This window comes from uncultured Tyzzerella sp., from assembly GCF_963558545.1.
GTDB lineage: Bacteria > Bacillota > Clostridia > Lachnospirales > CAG-274 > Tyzzerella.
In genome coordinates, this window is record NZ_CAUWHO010000012.1 from 1 (window position 1) to 19,546 (window position 19,546).

The window sequence follows — 19,546 nt, forward strand, 5'->3', positions numbered from 1 at the left end:
ATTAAAATTTATTCTAGTTGATATAATTATTACCTTTATATAAGTAATTCCATCTGCATTATCTAGACAAAAATAAATTATTTATTTTTTAATATAAAACAATAAAATAATCTAAATATAATTCTACTATACGAAAAAATATATCTTAGTGTTATATAAAAATTATATATTCCAACTAAGATATATTTTTGTCAATATTTTTAAAAATAAACCTATTTTATCACATAATATAGTAAGTTTAAGTCCAGTAATTTAAATTCTAATTTTCACCTACTAGCTCTTTATTAATTCTAATATATTCTTTTAGCCCTAATTTTTCTAACTGTTTGCAGTAACTATCCCACTCTTTATTTATGTCTGCTTGGCCACTAACCCACTCAGCTGTTTTTTTGCTTATATGGTCTGAAATTGCCTTAGAATATTCTGCTAATTTAGCTGCATATTCTTCTGTTACCCAATAACTTTTCATTTTAGGTAAAAGATATGGCTCATATAATTCATCTGTGTCTTTTTTCTCATCGTATAATTTAGGATTTTCTTCTTCTTGTATTATATCTATAGGGATATTTCTTGGTAATGCTTGACAGAATATATTATCAAAACTGTATTTTTCGTTTTCTTCTGGGTCTAGTTTTGCTCTATCATATAATTTATAGTGATTTTCACCTATTTTTTCAGTAGTTATACCAAAAGGCCCATATTTAGACTGGAATGAATTATCCACTTCATACAAATTATCAAACCATCTAATAATAACCTCTGGATTTTTAGCCTTATCTGTTATTACCATTTGACTTCTTCTTACAATTATACTATCACTTTCTGGTATCCAAGAAGGATTATCAACATTTGGTCCTTTTAAAACTGGTAATGGTTTATAATCTGGAACTTCACCTAAAGGTACTTTTTTAAAGTCTTCGCTCCAATATGCAACAGACACACCATATAAATTTTTATCCCCTTTACCTCTCCAAGTAGGTCTATCTTGTGTAAAATATTCAGGGTCAATTAACCCTTCTGCATTTAAACTTGCCATATATTCTACAAATTTTTTATATTCTTCTGTATTAGCCACAAATTTTAACTTACCTTCTTCATCAAGTGAAAAACCTCCACTAGTCATTGGTATTCCAAACCAACCAGCAAGTCGACCTAAATTTCTATGGTTAGGGTCTGCAGAAAATGGTATTTCATCATTTAGGTTACCATTTCCATTAGCATCTTTTGCTTTAAATTCTCTTAAAACTTCTCTAAATTCTTCTGTTGTTGTAGGCATTTTTAATCCTAAGTTATCTAACCATTTCTGATTAATAAATGGATTAAAATGAACTTTTGGTGCTTTATCTACATAAGGAATAGAATAAATATGTCCATCTGGTGCTGTCATTTCTTCTCTAACACCAGGTATATCTAATACTTTTTGGATATTAGGTGCATATTTTTCTATATATTCTTCAAGTGGTATAAATACCCCCATATCAACGCCATACTTTAAAATATCATTTCCAGATATAAGCCAACCTGCAATAACATCGGCATAATCTCCAGAACTTAATGCTAGCCCATATTTTTCTGATGCTATTGCATAGTCATTTTGTTGTACATTTACTTTTACATTTGTTTGATTCTCTAAGAGTTGCCACATAAACTGACCTTCTAAAGGTGTAGAATTATCTACAAAAATAGAAAATTCATAATCGCCCTTATCTACTAAAGGTAACCCTTTTTCATACATTAGCCCATTAATCTTTCCATTTTCATCTACTTTTAAATCTTCAATATTAGATGATACTTTAGCACTATTATTTTTATTACCGCATCCTGTTAATAAAGTTTGTGTTATTAATAACGTAGACAATAAAATTGAAATATTTCTAATCAATTTATTTTTCATAATAAGCCCCTCCTTTAAAATCAATATTATATAATATTTAATAAATTATAAATATTGTATAAAAGTAGTATAAAAATATTTTTTATTAATTATATAATACCATTCACTATATATTTTATCAATATGCACATTATATATATTTTTTTACCATTTTTTTGTTATTTTTTATACATATTAAAATGATTTTTTAATTTTTTTATTGTACAAGTTGTATGCTTTCATTTTTATATAGTTATTTTTATTGACATTTTAGATATTATTTATTTTATATTTAAGATATATTATTAAATATAACCCTTTATAACTTAACTATAATCAAAAAAAGTATATTTAAAATTTAAATATACTTTCTTTTTATACTAATTTCTTCTTATGTGCATTTTAGCTCCACTATTATTACTTTCTTCTTTTTGTATTAAAATGCTAGATAAATCTTTAGATACTTTTTCAGAACAATTACGGCAATATTTTCCACTTTTTATAGATACACCACATTTTTCACATTTTAAAATATCTGCCATACCTTCGCTAATCTCTAATCGTCCTTCTCTTAAATATTTAAGTATCTTTTTAGTTGGTACACCTGTTTCATCTGAAACTATGTTTATATCTGCACCTCTATTTTCTCTTAAATAAACTCTAACCCTTTGAAACTCCTCTTCTTCTAATTTTATACACTCTCTACATATTAAACTACCCCCAACTGAAGAAAATAGTTTTTTACATTTAGAACAACTTTTTAAATTCATTTTTATCCTCCTCAATTTAATAATAAAGTATTACTATATTATAGTATTAGTATTATATATTATCATTTAATATATACTTATCTATAACCTTTGCAACACCATCATTTTCATTAGTATCTGTAATATAATTTGCCACATTTTTTATTTCTTCCACACCATTTCCCATAGCAACACCAAGCCCTGCTATTTTTACCATAGATATATCGTTATAGCTATCTCCTATAGCTATAGTATCTTCTATATTAATATTTAATTTTTCACAAAGCCTTATTATACTTTTACTTTTATCTGTTTCTTTATTCATAAATTCTAAAAAGAATGGTTTTGTAATATTCATAGTCATCTTATCTTTTATTTGTGGCTTTAACATTTCCTCTACTTCTTTTAAATGATTAGGTGCTTGTAACATTATAACCTTTACACATTTATCTGGTAATGATTCTACAAAATTTTCACACATACTAATCTTCATTCCTGTTATTTCACTTTCAATGTAAGTATAAGGATTATCGTGACAAGTTAATATTTCATCTCCATTATATGTATGTATAAAAGTTTCATATTTTAAAGCTAGTCTATATAATTCTTCCACTTGTTTTTTAGTTAAATCTACTTCGTATATAACTTCATTTGTTTTACAATCTACAATTCTAGAACCATTGTAAGAAATTATATATCCACCGTATTTATTTAGTTCTAGCTCATCTGCTATATTTCTCATAGCAAATGTAGGTCTACCAGATGCTAAAACTACTTTTATACCTCTTTCTTGTACTAATTTTAATGCTTTTTTGTTCCCTTCAGATATTTTACCATTATTTAATAATAACGTATCGTCTAAATCTAAAATTATTATTTTATAACTCATAATAAAATCCCCTAATCAAAATTTTTATTTATAGAATTTATTTCTAAAAGATAACTATTTATAAATCTATCTATATCCCCATCCATAACAGCCTGTGTATTTCCTGTTTCTTCATTTGTTCTATGGTCTTTTACCATATTGTATGGGTGAAAAACATATGAACGTATTTGGCTACCCCAGCTAATATCTTTTACTTCTCCTCTAATATCTGTAAGCTTTTCTTGTTGTTTTTCAAGTTCCAATTTATAAAGCTTAGATTTAAGCATTTTCATAGCTGTATCTTTATTTTGAAATTGTGAACGTTCACTTTGACATTGTACAACTGTATTTGTTGGTATATGTGTAATTCTTATAGCAGAAGATGTTTTATTTACGTGTTGTCCTCCTGCTCCACTAGAACGGTAAGTATCTATCCTAAGGTCATCTTGGTTTATCTCAAAGTCTATTTCATCGCTTATTTCTGGCATAATATCACAAGACGCAAAAGATGTATGTCTTCTACCAGAAGAATCAAAAGGAGATATTCTAACTAGCCTGTGTATACCTTTTTCACTTTTTAAATATCCATAGGCATTTTCTCCATTAACTTGTATTGTAACAGATTTTATCCCTGCTTCATCACCTGATAAAAAATCTAGCTCCTCATAGGTAAACCCTTCTTTTTCTATCCATCTTGTATACATTCTATAAAGCATACTTACCCAATCACAAGCCTCTGTACCACCTGCTCCAGAGTGAAGAGTTAAGATTGCGTTATTTTTATCATATTCGCCTTTTAAAAGAGTAGATATTCTAAGCGTTTCATAATCATTTAAAAATACTTCTTTTAAATCTTTAACTTCAGGTATTAGACTTTCATCGTTTTCTTCATTACCTATTTCTATAAGAGTTTTTAAATCTTCATAATTAGATACTAACCTTTGGTATTTTTCAACATTTGTCTTTAAAATTTTTATTTGTTGGGATATTTTTTGGGCATTTTCCAAATCGTTCCAAAAGTCTGGGTCTGCAGATATTTCTTCTAATTCTTCAATCTTTAACATTTTATTAGCAATGTCAAAGAGATTCCCTCATTTCATTTAAATTTTGTTGGTATGGTTGAATAGTATTATATATTTGTTCAAGCTCAAACAACATTTTATCACTTCCTTAGTATAAATTTTTTATAAAAATGGTATCTATAAATAAATATAGATACCATAAAAATTACTTATTTAAACCACAACATTGTTTATATTTTTTACCACTACCACAAGGGCATTCGTCATTACGTCCCACTTTAGGCTCATTACGTTTTTTAGGTTGTTTTCCTAAGCTTTCATCTTTATTAGTAGATATAGGTGTAGCAACAACTTCTCTTTCTAGGTGTGTTTCAACTCTTAAATTAAATAATCCTTTTATTGTATCAAATAAAATATTATAATTCATTTCTTCAAACATATCATAACTTAAATTTTTATATTCTAAAATAGGGTCCCTTTGACCATAAGCTCTAAGGCTTATACCTTGTCTCATTTGTTCCATATTGTCTAAATGGTCCATCCATTTTTGGTCAACAACTCTAAGTAATATTACTCTTTCAAGTTCTCTAAGGGCTTCTGCACCTATTTCTTTTTCCTTTTGGTCATAAAAATCTTTAGCTTTTTCATATATACGCTCAACAAGTTTTTCTTTTGTAAGCTTGTCCTTATCATCACCTTCTAAATATATATGATTTAAATAAAAAGGTGCTAAAGCTTCATTAAGTCCAATAAGATTCCATTGTTCTGGATATTCATCATCACCTATAAATAAATCAACTTGTCCTTGTATAACATTTTTTATCATAGGGTATATCTTTTCGTGTATATCTTCCCCAGTTAAAACTTTATATCTTTCTCCGTATATAGTTTCCCTTTGTTCGTTCATAACACGGTCATATTCTAAAAGATGCTTACGTATAGAGAAGTTATTTCCTTCTACTTTTCTTTGAGCATTTTCTATACTTTTTGTAAGTATTTTACTTTCTATAGCTTCGTATTCGGATATATTCATTTTTTCAAAAGTTTTGATAAGATTATCTCCACCAAATAAACGCATAAGGTCATCTTCTAAGGCTATATAAAATCTAGATTCTCCCTTATCTCCTTGACGCCCAGCACGTCCTCTAAGCTGATTATCTATACGTCTAGATTCGTGTCTTTCTGTGCCTATTATCTTAAGCCCACCTAAATCTTCTACACCTTCTTCAAGCTTAATATCTGTACCACGTCCAGCCATATTAGTAGCTATTGTAACTGCACCTTTTTGTCCTGCAAGTTCAACTATTTCTGCCTCTTTTTCGTGGTATTTAGCATTTAAAACTTGATGTTTTATTCCTTCTTTTTTAAGAAGTTTACTTATTTCCTCAGATTTTTCTATTGTAACTGTACCAACTAAAACAGGTTGTCCTATTTCATAAGATTTTTTAACATCTTCTACTATGGCATTTAATTTACCTTTTTCAGTTTTGTATACAACATCTGGGTGGTCTATTCTTTGTACTGGTCTATTTGTAGGTATAATAACAACGTCCATACCATAAATTTCCCTAAATTCGCTTTCTTCTGTTTGAGCAGTACCAGTCATACCAGATTTTTTCTCATACTTATTAAAGAAATTTTGGAATGTAACAGTGGCCAAAGTTTTGCTTTCTTTTTTTACTGTAACATTTTCTTTAGCTTCTATAGCTTGATGAAGTCCATCAGAATATCTTCTACCGTCCATTAAACGTCCTGTAAATTCGTCTACAATAACTATTTCGTCATCTTGTACAACGTAGTCTTTATCTAAAAACATTGTATAGTGTGCTTTAAGGGCATTGTTAATATGATGTTGTAGTTCTAGATTATCAGGGTCTGCTAAGTTTTCTACATTAAAAAATCTTTCAGCTTTTTCAACACCTTCTTGAGTTAAAGTAGCTGTTTTAGATTTTTCATCTATAACAAAATCCCCTTCTTCTTTTATTTCCTCTCTAGTTAAAGGATTTAAAGCTTCTTCTTCATTTAATATTTTACCCTTTTTAAGAGTTTTAACAAAAGAGTTTGCAACTTGGTATAAATGAGTAGATTTTCCACTGCTACCAGAAATAATAAGAGGAGTTCTTGCCTCATCTATAAGAACAGAGTCTACCTCGTCTATAATAGCATAGTTAAGCCCTCTTTGAACAAGGTCTTTTTCATATACTGCCATATTATCTCTTAAATAATCAAAACCTAGTTCGTTATTTGTAGCATATGTTATATCACAAGCATAAGCCTCTTGTCTTTGTGACTTTTCCATATTACTAAGAATAACACCAACGCTAAGGCCTAAAAATTCGTGTATTTTACCCATCCACTCTGCATCACGTTTTGCAAGGTAGTCATTTACTGTAACAACGTGTACACCTTTTCCAGATATAGCATTAAGATAAGCAGGCGCTGTAGAAACTAATGTTTTACCCTCACCTGTTCTCATTTCTGCTATACGTCCTTGATGTAATATTATACCACCTATAAGTTGTACTCTAAAGTGTTTCATACCAAGAACCCTTTTACCAGCTTCTCTAACAACTGCAAAAGCCTCTGGTAATATACTATCTAAACTTTCACCATTATTATATCTATCTTTAAACTCTTGTGTTTTAGCCTTTAATTGTTCATCAGATAATTTTGTCATTTCATCATCAAGACTTTCTATTTTATCTACAATAGGCATAATTCTTTTTAATTCTTTTTCACTATAATTTCCAAATATTTTTTCTATAAGACCAAACACTTTAACACCTCTTTAATTTATTTTAAGTATCTCAATATAGTTTAACAGAAAACCCCTAAGTTTTGCAATAAAAATTTAATTTTTTTAACAAAATATATGACAATATATTTTATTATTTACAACAAATGCTATTTATATTACTATTTTACATATTTTTATATAATAATTACCAATGATTTCTATGTAACTGACCCTCTTTTAACAAACCAGCAAAATTATTTTGTCTAAGAGCCTCATATAAAACTATGGACACAGCATTAGACAAATTTAAGGACCTATATTCTGACAACATAGGTATTCTTATACAAGTTTCTTTATAATCTATCAAAATTTCTTCTGGTATTCCTTTAGATTCTTTCCCAAACATAATAAAATCATTTTCATCATAAGAAACATCGGCATAAGTTTTTTGGGCTTTTGTACTGCCCATAAATATTTTTGGATAATTATTTTTTTGTAAAAAGTCTTGAAAATTTTCGTAATAAGAAACGTCTAGCTTATCCCAATAATCAAGTCCAGAACGTTTTAAAGATTTATCATCAACTAAAAATCCCAGTGGTTTTATAAGGTGTAGCTTTGTACCTGTTGCAACACAGGTCCTACCTATATTTCCAGTATTAGCTGGTATCTCTGGTTCTAATAGTACTATGTTCATTTTAACCCTCTATCCATACGTTAATTTCAAATATTTTATTTGCTTCAAGCTCTAAAGGAATTGATATAAATTTTTCCACATCACAACTATTAAAATTTTCTTGTAAAACTGGTGGTGTAATATCTACAAACTTACCATTATTTGAAAAAACTGTAGCAATTGCTCCAGATATCATATTAGACAACTCACAAATAGCACTTTTAGATATATCATCTAAAGTTGCTACTTCCATAAACATCATCTTAGATGCTATAAATAATGCAACATTCAAATCAAATGAATAATTTACTTTACCTTTTATATCTCCAATAATTCCTATAGTTATATTTATTTTATCATCAAATGGCTTGTTTTTTATATAAACTTTACCCATTTTACTCTCTACATTACAAACAGATGCTAAAACCTGTTTTGTCCCCTGTATAAAAGGGTTTATAACTTCTACATTCATTACAATACATTCTCTCCTTAAATATAAATACATTTTAACTTTATATATATATTATTTTACTATGAATTTATTATTTTTTCAAGATTTTTTTTGTATTTACATTAGTTTTTAAATAAAGTGAAGAAAAGCTAAATATGCAATAATACTAATATAACATATCTAGCTTTCATTTACTTTATTTAAATTTAGTTTTTATTTTTCTTCTTTTTGTATCATAAAATTAAAATCTTAAAGTAATATTTTTATATACGTATTTAATAAATAATTTTTTAATAGTAATAAAATGTATTAATCTTTATAAAGCTTTTGATGTACGTATACTAGGTAAATAATTTTTAGATACTCTTTCTAAGAAAATTCTATTTTTATTAATACTAAAATCTTCTATAATGATGCTTTCTAAGTTTTCCTGTGCCTCTTTAGTTTCTTTTAAAGGTTGTTTATCATCTAAATTTTCATAAATTTTTATAATATCACCCTTTTTAATATTTTTTATTTGTAACACACTACCATTTAACTTAATATCTGATGGTAAAATTTTATCTGATTGATAAGGATAAGCATCTTCAAATAATTCAAATGCGTATATTCTTGTATGTCCACCACCATTTATACTTATTTGAGCTGGCTCTAATATTTGTAGCTTAATATATCTTGCTTCTACTTCATCAAAAAACATTCTATTAACTATATGTTCTTTATTTTCAAACTCGTCTACAATATTAAAGTTTTCCCCATCTATACTTGCTAATATTTGAGCTCTTTTAGTGTTCCACATTGGGTTTTCTCCAGCATCTGGGTGTCCACAGTTTATTATTCTATATTGTTTTAAGTTTTTAATTTCTTTTAAATCTATAATAACTGCTGGCCTATATTCAAGAGAGCACCATTTACCACCTGCTATCTTACCTTTTATAAGATTTTCTACTTGTTCTTCGTTATCTTTCCCTGTAGAAGATGTTGCTGTTACCCCTAAAGATTTTAGAGCAATATTTTTCATATCATAATTAAGCTCCATAGGTTTACTTTCTATACCAGCTTTAATATTTACTGTATTTATTAAGTTTTGAACAAAAGGCTTTAACACTAAAGTACCAACATCTACAACAAACATTCTAGGATTACCTTCTTTTAGTACATCAACTTCACATTGTTGCATTTTTTGTATGTTTTCTATTGCTACATAGTTATTTTTTTCTACACTATCAATATCATTGTTTTTTAAATTTTTAAGTGCTAATAAAGATTTTTCTCCTGCTTCTGTTAAAAGAATTAATGCATCTAAAAATGGAGATAACTCTTTTATTAATTTTTTATTTAAACATTTTTCTTTAACTATTTTAGTAGAAGTATTAATGTTTATAAAATGTTTTAAAACTACATCTAAATATTTATCAATATTTTCATCTTTATCAATAGCATTTTGTAAATTTTTTATATCGTCTTTTAAATACCAAGATTCATCAAATAAAAATACACCACTATCTCCACCATCTTCTTTTAAATAGCATATATTTGATGCAAAAACTTCTAATTCTTTACTAACTTCTGGTGCAATAGCTCTAAATGATGCAGAATAACTTTTATCACAATCAAAAGCTTTAGTATTCCAGTTATGGTCAGCTATACAAAATAAAGCTTGTTTAGATGCTTCTGCTTGTACCATTGGATTTGAGAAAAACCCTGTAGCATTTGTTAAATCTGGTTTTAAATTTTCAAGTTTTCCCATAAGAACTTTGCTATCACAATAGTCATTTACTGGATAGTTCCACCATACTGCTAAGTCTTTGCTACTATTATTTATTTTTCTTTTTGGTGCATCTAATTGCTCATAAGAAATGTTAGACATTGTAGCAGCACCTGTCCACATAATTTCCACATCTTTATGCAATGTTTCTACAAAATCTTTAAAATAACCTTCCATACTAGGCCCCCAAGCCTCACAATATCTTGTACCAACTGTAATTAAAGGTTGTACATCTTTTTTAGGCTTTACAAATTCTGTATCAACACGATTTATATAATCTGCCTGTTTTTTACCATCTGGAATACCACCAATATCATCAAATAACACTCCAAATTGTCTTACTCCAAGACTATAAAGTTGCTCTAATTTTTTTATTGTAGATTTAAAGTCTTCCTCTGATAATAAATCTATTGTATCTCCTGGATGTATTGTCCAAACAAAGTTTACATTATTAATATGCCCTTGCTCTGCTAATTGTTTTATCTCATCTGCCTTATCCTCTGGGTATAAATCTCTCCAATTTTTTCTGTGGTATGGGTCATCTTTTGGAGCATATATGTATGTGTTAAATTTATGTTCTCCACCAAATTTCATAAGGGATATTCTGTCGTTATGGCTCCAAGGATAACCATAAAATCCTTCAATATAACCTCTATACATAATGTTAGGATAATCTTCTATTATACATTTTTCTATAAATTTATCACTTTGTTTTAATATTTTTATTAAAGTTATTAACCCATAAAATAAACCTGATAAGTCGTTAGCATCTATGGATATATTTTCATTTATATCTAAAATATAACCTTCTTTTTTGTTCATATCTTTTAAACTTAAAATTATATTTAAGCTTTCATCTTCTAAACTATCTGAAATTTTATATATAATATTATTTTCTTTTAAATATTCTTCCATACTATTTAAAGTATATTTATTAACAATACAATTTTTAACAATATTAATATTTTTATTAAAATTAATTTGTTCATTTTTATATTTTATACTTTGTGGTATTGGGTAAATTTCGTACATTAAATTTTGTTCACTAATCATATTATTATCCCTTTCTAAATTTACACATATAATAAATATAATATTTGTTTTAAATATATCATTTTAATAAATAGTTGTCAATAATATTAAATTCTTTTATATATTTATGATAATTTTATATAGTAAAATATGCTACATTTTAAAAGTGTTTTATAAAATATCTACACTTTGTTAATTTGTTGACTAAAGTTATATTTATTGGTATAATATTATTAAATTATTATTTAGTTTTTATTATTATATAGGAGGTTTTTATGAGTAAGCATAATTTAATAGATTTTAGGGTTCCTATTGAAGATGATAACCCTTCCATTGTTCTTTATGAAGATAAATGTATAAAATGTAAACTTTGTACTAAAATATGTAGAGATTTTATTGGTGTATACGATAACTTTGATTTAGAAAAAACAAATGATATTGCTATATGCGTTCACTGTGGACAATGTGCTAATATATGTCCTGTTGACAGTATAACTGAAAAATACGAATATAACGAAGTGGAAAATCTTATTAATGATGAAGATAAAATTGTTATTGTTAGTACTGCTCCTGCTGTTAGAGTTGCCCTTGGTGAGCTGTTTGAAATGGAAGAAGGAGAATTTGTTGAAGGAAAAATGATTTCTCTTTTAAGAAAGCTAGGCTTTGACTACGTTTTAGATGTAAACTTTGGTGCAGATATAACAATAGTAGAAGAGGCAGCAGAGCTTGTAGAAAGGTTAAAAAATAAAAATGCTATTATGCCTCAATTTACTAGCTGTTGTCCTTCTTGGGTAAAATATGCAGAAACTTATCATCCAGATTTTATCCCTAATTTATCCTCTGCTAAAAGCCCTATTGGTATGCAAGGTGCAACAATAAAAACTTATTTTGCTAAAAAAATGAATATAGACCCATCTAAAATAGTAAATGTTACTATAACACCTTGCTCTGCTAAAAAATATGAAATTAGACGTGAAGAAATGAATGCCTCTGCTAAATACAATAATATAGAAGGTATGATGGATAACGACTATATTATTACAACAAGAGAGCTTGGTATATGGGCTAAAGAAAAAGGCATAGATTTCGCCTCTTTAGAAGATAGCAAGTTTGATAAATTTATGGGGGAAGCATCTGGTGCTGGTGTTATATTTGGTAACACAGGTGGTGTTATGCAAGCAGCTATAAGAACTGCTTATAACTACTTAACTAATGAACCTGTACCAGAAAATTTATACGAATTAAAAAGTGTTAGAGATTTAGAAGAAATTAAAGAAGCTACTGTAAATATTAATGGCGAAGATATTAACCTAGCCGTAGTTTATGGTACTGCTAATGCTACAAAACTTATAGATAAAATCAAATCTGGTGAAAAAACATATCATTTTGTTGAAGTTATGGCTTGTCCTGGTGGTTGTATAGGCGGTGGTGGACAACCTAAAAAGAAAATTCCTAAAAGAGATGCTGCTCTTAAAAAACGTATAGAAAGTCTTTATAATAGAGATAATCAATTAAAAATTAGGTCTAGCTACGAAAACGAAGAAATTAAAGAACTTTATAAAGAATTTTACGACAAACCTTTAAGCCATTTAGCAGAAGAACTTTTACATACGTCTTTTACAGACAGAAGTAAAGATTTAGGAAATTAATAGTAATATTTTCATACCCTCTTCATATATTGTTATATAAAATATATGTGGGAGGGTATTAATGTCTGAAGAAAAAAGAAATAAACATAATATAAGCATATTAGATAGGACAAACATAAAAATTACGGGTGTTATAGATGTAATTTCATTTGATGAAGAAATTATAGTTTCTGAAACAGAGCTTGGTATCTTAATATTAAAAGGACTTAACTTTCATATTAATAAACTAAATTTAGATAGTGGTGATTTGGAAATAACTGGCGAAATATATAGCCTAGTTTATGAAGATAAATCTTCTTATGGCAAGCCAGGTGGTAGTATATTAAGTAAAATATTTAAATAATGGTGATTATACTTGATTTTATCTATTTCTTATCAACTAAAAATGTTTTTAATATCACTATTTATAGGTCTAATGTTAGGTTTTTTTTATGATTTTCTTAAAATTTTTAGAAAATATATTGTACATAATAATATTATTATAAATATAGAAGATACTATATATTGGATATTTACATCTATTATTGTATTTTTAATATCACTTTATCAAAATAATGGTGAAATTAGAATGTTTTTTATAATAGGTATTTTTACAAGTATGCTTTTATATAACCTTTTAATAAGTCCAATTTTTTTAAATATGTCTACAAAAATTATAAATATTATTTTAAAGATATTGCTATTTGTATTTAAAGCTATATCTATGCCATTTTTAATTGTTTTTAATATATTATATGCACCTTTAAAATTTATATTTAATATAGTAAAAAAACTATTGCAAAAATCTAAGTTTTGTGTAAAAATATATAATAAGATTATTGCACTAAAAATCTTGATTTTAAAAGGGGATAAAATACAAGATGAATAATTTAGAAAAGAAAAAAAAGCATCTTAAAATTAATAAACTTTATTTTATTACTATGATTTCTATTGTTTTTATTTTTTCTTCATACCTTTTTTATAAATATGATACTTTAATAAAATATAATAAAAAAATTGAACAAATAAAAAAAGAAATAGAGATAGCTAATAAAACTAATGAAGAGTTGAAAAATCAAACAGAATATAAAAATAGTAACGAGTATATAGAAAAAATTGCTCGTGATAAATTGGGAATGGTAAAAAACAACGAAATTATTTTTTACGATAAAAATTAATATATTTTAATATAAGGTGATTTTATGATAACAAATGATTATAACTCTAATATACTTAACAACAACTATTTAAACACTAATTACAAAAAAAACTTAGGTATTAACGATATTGATAATAAAAATTTAAATGGCCAAAAGGAAAATTGTGATACTTGTGAAAATAGAAAATATAAAGACGAATCAAATGATTCCAGTGTTTCATTTAAAAATGCAACAAAATTATCTCCTAGTGCTGCTAGTCAATCTGTACGTAGACACGAGCAAGAACACGTTAATCACGAACGTGCTAAAGCATTAAGAGAAAATAAAGAAATTATATCTCAAAGCGTTACTATAAAAACTTCTGTTTGCCCAGAATGTGGTACTTCCTATGTATCTGGTGGAGAAACGGTAACTGTAACAAAAACTAAACATCTAGATGACGAAGATAGAAGAGGCCAATTTATAGATGTATACATATAAAAATAAAATGGTTTAAGTAAAAGCTTAAACCATTTTATTTTTATATTATTTTAAGTTAAATAAACTTATATTTTATTTTTATATTATTTTAAGTTAAATAAACTTATATTTTATTTTTGTTCATTTTTACCTTTTTTAGCTATAATTAGGTATGGTACTGCAAGAAATATTGCTCCACCTAATATATTACCAATAGTAGCTAAAGGTATATTGTATAAAATACCACTTATACTTATATCAGAATTTGGACTTATTAAACCTATAACTAATAAACTCATATTAGCAATACTATGCTCAAAGCTAGATGTTATAAATGCTAATATACACCAAAAAATCATTATAAGTTTACCACTTTCCGATTTACACCTATATCCACACCAAGTAGCAGCAGAAACAAGTATGTTACACATAATAGCTCTAGTTATTATTTCTACTGGTGTAAGGTTTATTTTAGAATTTGCAGTTTCTATAAAAAATTCTGGTATGTTACCAGCTTTTAAAAAGCCTCCTAAAAAGAATAATAAAACTACTAATAAAGAACCAACTAAATTACCTAAGTAGCACATAACCAATAATTTTACACTGTCTGCAAAAGTTACCGTTTTTCTATTAATACCAACTGCTACAACAAAGTTATTACCTGTAAAAAGCTCTGCACCTGCCATTGCACATAAACTTAATGCAACACCAAAACATATCCCTAAAATAAGCTTATATGCTGAAAAATCGTGAATCATAGCCCCTACGCTAAAAGCAAACGTAACACCTAATGATACATAAACACCTGCTATAATAGCAGCAAAAAAATATCCCATTAAATTATTTTTTAATAAAAATACCTTTTTATATGCCGATTTTGAAACCTCTTCTATCTCTTCATTAAACATAAAATTATTCCTTTCTTAAAATAAATTTTTATATGTATATAATTTTATCATATTTTGTTGTTACATTCAATATATACCTATAAATTTAAACAAAAAACTATATACCCATATGGATATATAGTTTTATTATTTTTATTATTGTACTGGTGTTGCATTTTTATCTTTTAATACAACATCGTGAGCTCCACCCTCAATAATACTTGTAGATGAAACTAATGTTATTTTTGCTTTTTTCTGAAGCTCCTCTATGGATAATGCCCCACAGTTACACATAGTATGTTTTACTTTACTAAGAGTTAAAGCTAAGTTATCTTTAAGTTTACCTGCATAAGGCACATAAGAGTCTACCCCTTCTTCAAAAGAAAGTTTGCTATCTCCACCCATATCATATCTTTGCCAGTTTCTAGCACGAGCAGAACCTTCCCCCCAGTATTCTTTCATATAATTACCATTAACTATAACTTTGTTTGTTGGGCTTTCTTCAAATCTTGAGAAATATCTACCTAACATACAAAAATCACAGCCCATAGCAAGTGCTAAAGTTATATGATAGTCTTGTACTATACCACCATCAGAGCAAATAGGAATATATATACCTGTTTCTTTAAAGTATTCATCTCTAGCTTTAGCAACCTCTATAACAGATGTAGCTTGTCCTCTACCAATACCCTTTTGCTCTCTAGTAATACATATAGAACCACCACCAATACCAATTTTAATAAAATCAGCACCTGCTTCTGCTAAAAATCTAAATCCTTCTCTATCTACAACGTTACCTGCTCCAACTTTAACGCTATCGCCATATTTTTCTCTAATCCAATTAATAGTAATTCTTTGCCATTCACTAAATCCCTCTGATGAGTCTATACATAAAACGTCTACACCTGCTTCTACTAAAGCTGGAACTCTTTCTTCATAATCTCTAGTATTTATACCAGCCCCTACTATATAGCTTTTATTATTATCTAAAAGCTCTAATGGATTTTCTTTATGCGAGTCATAATCTCTTCTAAATACAAAAGCCACTAATCTTTGCTCTTTGCTAACAATAGGTAAAGCATTTATTTTTTTATCCCATATAATATCATTAGCCTCTTTAAGAGTAGTAGATTCATCTGCATAAATCATATTTTCAATAGGTGTCATAAACTCTTTAACTTTTGTTGTTTTTTCTAAACGACTAACCCTATAATCTCTGCTTGTTACAATCCCTAAAAGTTTTCCTGTAGCTGTTCCATCATCTGTTACAGCAACTGTAGAATGTCCTGTTTTTTCTTTAAGTTTTAATATATCCTCTAATGTATCATCTGGTTTAATATTAGATGAGCTTGGTACAAAACCAGCTTTATGAGATTTTACACGTCTTACCATATCTGCTTGGTTTTTAACCGTTTGAGAACCATATATAAAGGATATACCACCCTCTCTAGCAAGAGCTATACCCATTTTATCATCAGATACGGCTTGCATAATAGCAGATACTAACGGTATATTCATTGTTAAGCTTGGTTCTTCTTTACCTTTTTTATACTTTACAACTGGTGTTTTTAAACTTGCGTTATCTGGTATACATTCTGTTGAAGAGTAACCAGGTACTAATAAATATTCACTAAAAGTTCTTGAAGGTTCATCATAATAAAAAGCCATTTTTCTCTCTCCTTAAAAATATTTTTTAAAATTATACTAGCTTTTTTTAAAAAAGGCAATATATTTTTTTAATTTTATGAAAATAATATATTTTTGTTACTTTTATTTTATTTTTTTGTATGTTTTTTACATTCTATAATTTCTAAGGTAAAATATGCCCAGCAGACATATATAATTTATACCATTCTTCCCTTGTTAAAGTTATTTCTACGCCTTTACACATAGCCTCTAATCTTTCTATGTTAGTAGTACCTACTATAACTTGCATATTAGCAGGGTGTCTTAATATCCAAGACGTTGCTATTGCCATATTAGTTACACCATATTTTTTAGCTAAAACATCTATTACTTGATTAAGCTCTTTATATTTCTCACTATCTAAAAATACACCTTCAAAAAATCCATACTGAAAAGGTGACCAAGCCTGTATAGTAATATTATTAAGCCTACAATAATCTAAAACACTACCATCTCTATTTATTGCACCATCTGTTGCCATATTAACTTCTAACCCTGTGCTTATCATACTAGAGTGTGGTATGCTAAATTGTAATTGATTTGCTACTATATCTTGTTTTAAATATTTTTTTAAAAGCTCCATTTGCATAGGATTTTGGTTAGAAACACCAAAGGCTTTTACTTTACCTTCTTTATATAAAGTGTTAAAAGCTTCGCTTACTTCCTCTGGCTCCATAAGTGTATCTGGTCTATGTAATAATAATACGTCTAAATATTCTGTACCTAATCTTTTTAAAATACCATCAACAGATTTTAGTATATGCTCTTTAGAAAAGTCAAACATTTTACCTGGAACAATACCACATTTAGATTGAATAATTATACTATCTCTTTTTATATTTGATTTTTTTAATATTCTTCCAAATATTTCTTCACATTCGCCTCTACCATATATATCTGCGTGGTCAAAAAAATTTATGCCTAAATCACAAGCTTTTTCAATTAATTTTTGTGCCTTGTTTTCTTCTAAATTATTTATTCTCATACAACCTAAAGATATAGCAGATGAGCTTATGTTACTACTACCTAAATTAAACTTTTTCATAATATCCCTTTCCAAATAATTTTTATATTTTTTAAAAGGTATGGATAACCATACCTTTATTGTTTATTTACAATTAACTAAAATTATTAAAATTCTAATTTTTTGTTTACATATTCTAGTAATTCATCTATTTTTATACGTTCTTGTTGCATACTATCTCTATGACGAATAGTTACACAACCATCTTCTACACTTTCAAAATCATAAGTAACACAAAAAGGTGTACCTATTTCATCTTGTCTTCTATATCTTTTACCAATGCTACCAGCATCATCATATTCACAATTAAAATGTTTGCTTAACATATGATAAATTTTTGTAGCATCATCATTTAGCTTTTTAGATAACGGCAATATAGCAACTTTTATAGGTGCAATAGCTGGGTGAAAACGTAAAACAGTTCTAACATCTACATTACCTTTATCATCTTTTAGCTCTTCTTCATCATAAGCCTCACATAAAAATGCAAGTGTAACTCTGTCTGCTCCTAAAGAAGGCTCTATACAATAAGGCACATATTTTTCATTAGTTGTAGGGTCAAAATATTCTAATACATCTCCAGAATGTTGGCTATGTTGTTTAAGGTCAAAATCTGTTCTAGATGCTATGCCCCAAAGCTCACCTTTACCAAATGGAAATTTATATTCTATATCTGTTGTAGCGTTACTATAATGAGAAAGTTCCTCTTCATCGTGGTCCCTAAACCATACATTTTCTTCATTAATATTAAGAGATTGTAACCAGTTCATACAATATTCTTTCCAGTAATTAAACCATTCCATTTCTGTTCCTGGCTTACAGAAAAATTCAAGCTCCATTTGTTCAAACTCTCTTGTCCTAAATGTAAAATTACCTGGAGTGATTTCATTTCTAAAAGATTTACCTACCTGTCCAATACCAAAAGGTATTTTTTTACGAGTAGTTCTTTGAACATTTTTAAAATTTACAAATATACCTTGTGCTGTTTCTGGTCTAAGATAAACTACATTTTTGCTATCTTCTGTAACACCTGCGTGAGTTTTAAACATAAGGTTAAACTCTCTAATATCAGTAAAGTTGTGTGCATTACAAGTAGGACAACCTATGTTGTATTGTTCTATAAAATCTTTCATTTGTTGGTGGCTCATACCATCTGGATTTCCACTAATATTATTTTGCTCCATATAATCTTCTATTATTTTGTCTGCTCTAAATCTTTCGTGGCACTCTTTACAATCCATTAATGGGTCGCTAAAGCCTCCAACGTGTCCAGATGCTACCCAAACTTGAGGGTTCATAAGTATAGCACAATCTACACCCACATTATACTGATTTTCTTGTATAAATTTTCTCCACCAAGCTTTTTTAACATTATTTTTAAGCTCAACACCTAAAGGTCCATAATCCCAAGTATTAGCAAGTCCACCATATATTTCTGAACCTGGGTATACAAAACCTCTCGATTTAGCAAGAGCAACTATTTTTTCCATATTTTTTTCCATATATCTTCCTCCAAAGTTTAAAATATT

17 protein-coding genes are annotated in these 19,546 nt (G+C 27.7%); 5 read left to right on the plus strand and 12 right to left on the minus strand.

What is annotated here, in order from left to right; genetic code table 11:
• Positions 1-259 precede the first annotated feature (259 nt).
• The 8 genes from R5Z65_RS02935 to R5Z65_RS02970 all read right to left on the minus strand — a co-directional run bounded on the left by R5Z65_RS02935 (position 260) and on the right by R5Z65_RS02970 (position 11,194).
• Positions 260-1,894, minus strand: coding sequence for an extracellular solute-binding protein (locus R5Z65_RS02935; protein ID WP_317366970.1), 1,635 nt, complete (start codon positions 1,892-1,894; stop codon positions 260-262).
• Positions 1,895-2,253: 359 nt separating this feature from the next.
• Positions 2,254-2,643, minus strand: coding sequence for a hypothetical protein (locus tag R5Z65_RS02940; RefSeq protein WP_317366972.1), 390 nt, complete (start codon positions 2,641-2,643; stop codon positions 2,254-2,256).
• Positions 2,644-2,695: 52 nt separating this feature from the next.
• On the minus strand, positions 2,696-3,511 hold the full coding sequence (locus tag R5Z65_RS02945; RefSeq protein ID WP_317366974.1) for a Cof-type HAD-IIB family hydrolase: 816 nt from the start codon (positions 3,509-3,511) through the stop codon (positions 2,696-2,698).
• 11 nt (positions 3,512-3,522) lie between these two features.
• A protein-coding gene (gene prfB / locus R5Z65_RS02950) for a peptide chain release factor 2 (protein WP_317367019.1) occupies positions 3,523-4,645 on the minus strand; the annotation gives its coding sequence in 2 pieces (ribosomal slippage) (positions 3,523-4,569 and positions 4,571-4,645; 1,122 coding nt in all).
• Positions 4,646-4,717: 72 nt separating this feature from the next.
• A complete protein-coding gene (secA, locus tag R5Z65_RS02955) occupies positions 4,718-7,288 on the minus strand; it encodes a preprotein translocase subunit SecA (protein ID WP_317366975.1) in 2,571 nt (856 codons plus the stop codon).
• 166 nt (positions 7,289-7,454) lie between these two features.
• Positions 7,455-7,943 (minus strand): tRNA (uridine(34)/cytosine(34)/5-carboxymethylaminomethyluridine(34)-2'-O)-methyltransferase TrmL, encoded by a 489-nt coding sequence (gene trmL / locus R5Z65_RS02960; protein WP_317366976.1) that lies wholly within the window; start codon positions 7,941-7,943, stop codon positions 7,455-7,457.
• Between the two features lies 1 nt (position 7,944).
• Positions 7,945-8,394, minus strand: coding sequence for a chemotaxis protein CheX (locus tag R5Z65_RS02965; RefSeq protein WP_317366977.1), 450 nt, complete (start codon positions 8,392-8,394; stop codon positions 7,945-7,947).
• Positions 8,395-8,689: 295 nt separating this feature from the next.
• Positions 8,690-11,194, minus strand: coding sequence for a beta-N-acetylglucosaminidase domain-containing protein (locus R5Z65_RS02970; RefSeq protein WP_317366978.1), 2,505 nt, complete (start codon positions 11,192-11,194; stop codon positions 8,690-8,692).
• Positions 11,195-11,448: 254 nt separating this feature from the next.
• Between R5Z65_RS02970 and R5Z65_RS02975 the strand changes: the two genes are divergently transcribed.
• The 5 genes from R5Z65_RS02975 (at position 11,449) to R5Z65_RS02995 (ending at position 14,441) form a co-directional block, all read left to right on the plus strand.
• Complete coding sequence (locus tag R5Z65_RS02975) at positions 11,449-12,822, plus strand: [FeFe] hydrogenase, group A (protein WP_331678002.1); 1,374 nt, start codon at positions 11,449-11,451, stop codon at positions 12,820-12,822.
• Between the two features lie 61 nt (positions 12,823-12,883).
• Complete coding sequence (yabP, locus tag R5Z65_RS02980) at positions 12,884-13,165, plus strand: sporulation protein YabP (protein WP_317366979.1); 282 nt, start codon at positions 12,884-12,886, stop codon at positions 13,163-13,165.
• Between the two features lie 12 nt (positions 13,166-13,177).
• The gene (gene yabQ, locus R5Z65_RS02985; protein ID WP_331678003.1) at positions 13,178-13,690 is read left to right on the plus strand and encodes a spore cortex biosynthesis protein YabQ; all 513 of its coding nucleotides are present in this window, start codon (positions 13,178-13,180) and stop codon (positions 13,688-13,690) included.
• A complete protein-coding gene (locus R5Z65_RS02990; protein WP_317366980.1) occupies positions 13,683-13,979 on the plus strand; it encodes a septum formation initiator family protein in 297 nt (98 codons plus the stop codon). Before yabQ ends, R5Z65_RS02990 begins: the two co-directional genes overlap by 8 nt.
• 24 nt (positions 13,980-14,003) lie before the next feature.
• On the plus strand, positions 14,004-14,441 hold the full coding sequence (locus R5Z65_RS02995; RefSeq protein WP_317366981.1) for a hypothetical protein: 438 nt from the start codon (positions 14,004-14,006) through the stop codon (positions 14,439-14,441).
• Positions 14,442-14,551: 110 nt separating this feature from the next.
• Here the strand turns inward: R5Z65_RS02995 and R5Z65_RS03000 are convergent, their stop codons facing one another.
• The 4 genes from R5Z65_RS03000 to R5Z65_RS03015 form a co-directional block, all read right to left on the minus strand.
• Positions 14,552-15,328 carry a formate/nitrite transporter family protein gene (locus R5Z65_RS03000; protein WP_317366982.1) on the minus strand — a complete coding sequence of 259 codons (777 nt, stop codon included), beginning with the start codon at positions 15,326-15,328 and terminating at the stop codon, positions 14,552-14,554.
• A 135-nt stretch (positions 15,329-15,463) separates the two neighbouring features.
• Entirely contained in the window at positions 15,464-16,975 is a 1,512-nt protein-coding gene (locus R5Z65_RS03005; RefSeq protein ID WP_317366984.1) for an IMP dehydrogenase, read from the minus strand.
• A 142-nt stretch (positions 16,976-17,117) separates the two neighbouring features.
• The gene (locus tag R5Z65_RS03010; protein WP_317366985.1) at positions 17,118-18,038 is read right to left on the minus strand and encodes an aldo/keto reductase; all 921 of its coding nucleotides are present in this window, start codon (positions 18,036-18,038) and stop codon (positions 17,118-17,120) included.
• A gap of 86 nt (positions 18,039-18,124) precedes the next feature.
• A complete protein-coding gene (locus R5Z65_RS03015) occupies positions 18,125-19,519 on the minus strand; it encodes a glycine--tRNA ligase (RefSeq protein ID WP_317366986.1) in 1,395 nt (464 codons plus the stop codon).
• Between the last annotated feature and the right edge of the window lie 27 nt (positions 19,520-19,546).

Bases quoted from the DNA above. Each gene is read 5' to 3' on its own strand.
- R5Z65_RS02935 (WP_317366970.1), bottom strand. From the start codon at position 1,894: ATGAAAAATAAATTGATTAGAAATATTTCAATTTTATTGTCTACGTTA.
- R5Z65_RS02940 (WP_317366972.1), bottom strand. From the start codon at position 2,643: ATGAATTTAAAAAGTTGTTCTAAATGTAAAAAACTATTTTCTTCAGTT.
- R5Z65_RS02945 (WP_317366974.1), bottom strand. From the start codon at position 3,511: ATGAGTTATAAAATAATAATTTTAGATTTAGACGATACGTTATTATTA.
- trmL (WP_317366976.1), bottom strand. From the start codon at position 7,943: ATGAACATAGTACTATTAGAACCAGAGATACCAGCTAATACTGGAAAT.
- R5Z65_RS02965 (WP_317366977.1), bottom strand. From the start codon at position 8,394: ATGAATGTAGAAGTTATAAACCCTTTTATACAGGGGACAAAACAGGTT.
- R5Z65_RS02970 (WP_317366978.1), bottom strand. From the start codon at position 11,194: ATGATTAGTGAACAAAATTTAATGTACGAAATTTACCCAATACCACAA.
- R5Z65_RS02975 (WP_331678002.1), top strand. From the start codon at position 11,449: ATGAGTAAGCATAATTTAATAGATTTTAGGGTTCCTATTGAAGATGAT.
- yabP (WP_317366979.1), top strand. From the start codon at position 12,884: ATGTCTGAAGAAAAAAGAAATAAACATAATATAAGCATATTAGATAGG.
- R5Z65_RS02990 (WP_317366980.1), top strand. From the start codon at position 13,683: ATGAATAATTTAGAAAAGAAAAAAAAGCATCTTAAAATTAATAAACTT.
- R5Z65_RS02995 (WP_317366981.1), top strand. From the start codon at position 14,004: ATGATAACAAATGATTATAACTCTAATATACTTAACAACAACTATTTA.
- R5Z65_RS03000 (WP_317366982.1), bottom strand. From the start codon at position 15,328: ATGTTTAATGAAGAGATAGAAGAGGTTTCAAAATCGGCATATAAAAAG.
- R5Z65_RS03005 (WP_317366984.1), bottom strand. From the start codon at position 16,975: ATGGCTTTTTATTATGATGAACCTTCAAGAACTTTTAGTGAATATTTA.
- R5Z65_RS03010 (WP_317366985.1), bottom strand. From the start codon at position 18,038: ATGAAAAAGTTTAATTTAGGTAGTAGTAACATAAGCTCATCTGCTATA.
- R5Z65_RS03015 (WP_317366986.1), bottom strand. From the start codon at position 19,519: ATGGAAAAAAATATGGAAAAAATAGTTGCTCTTGCTAAATCGAGAGGT.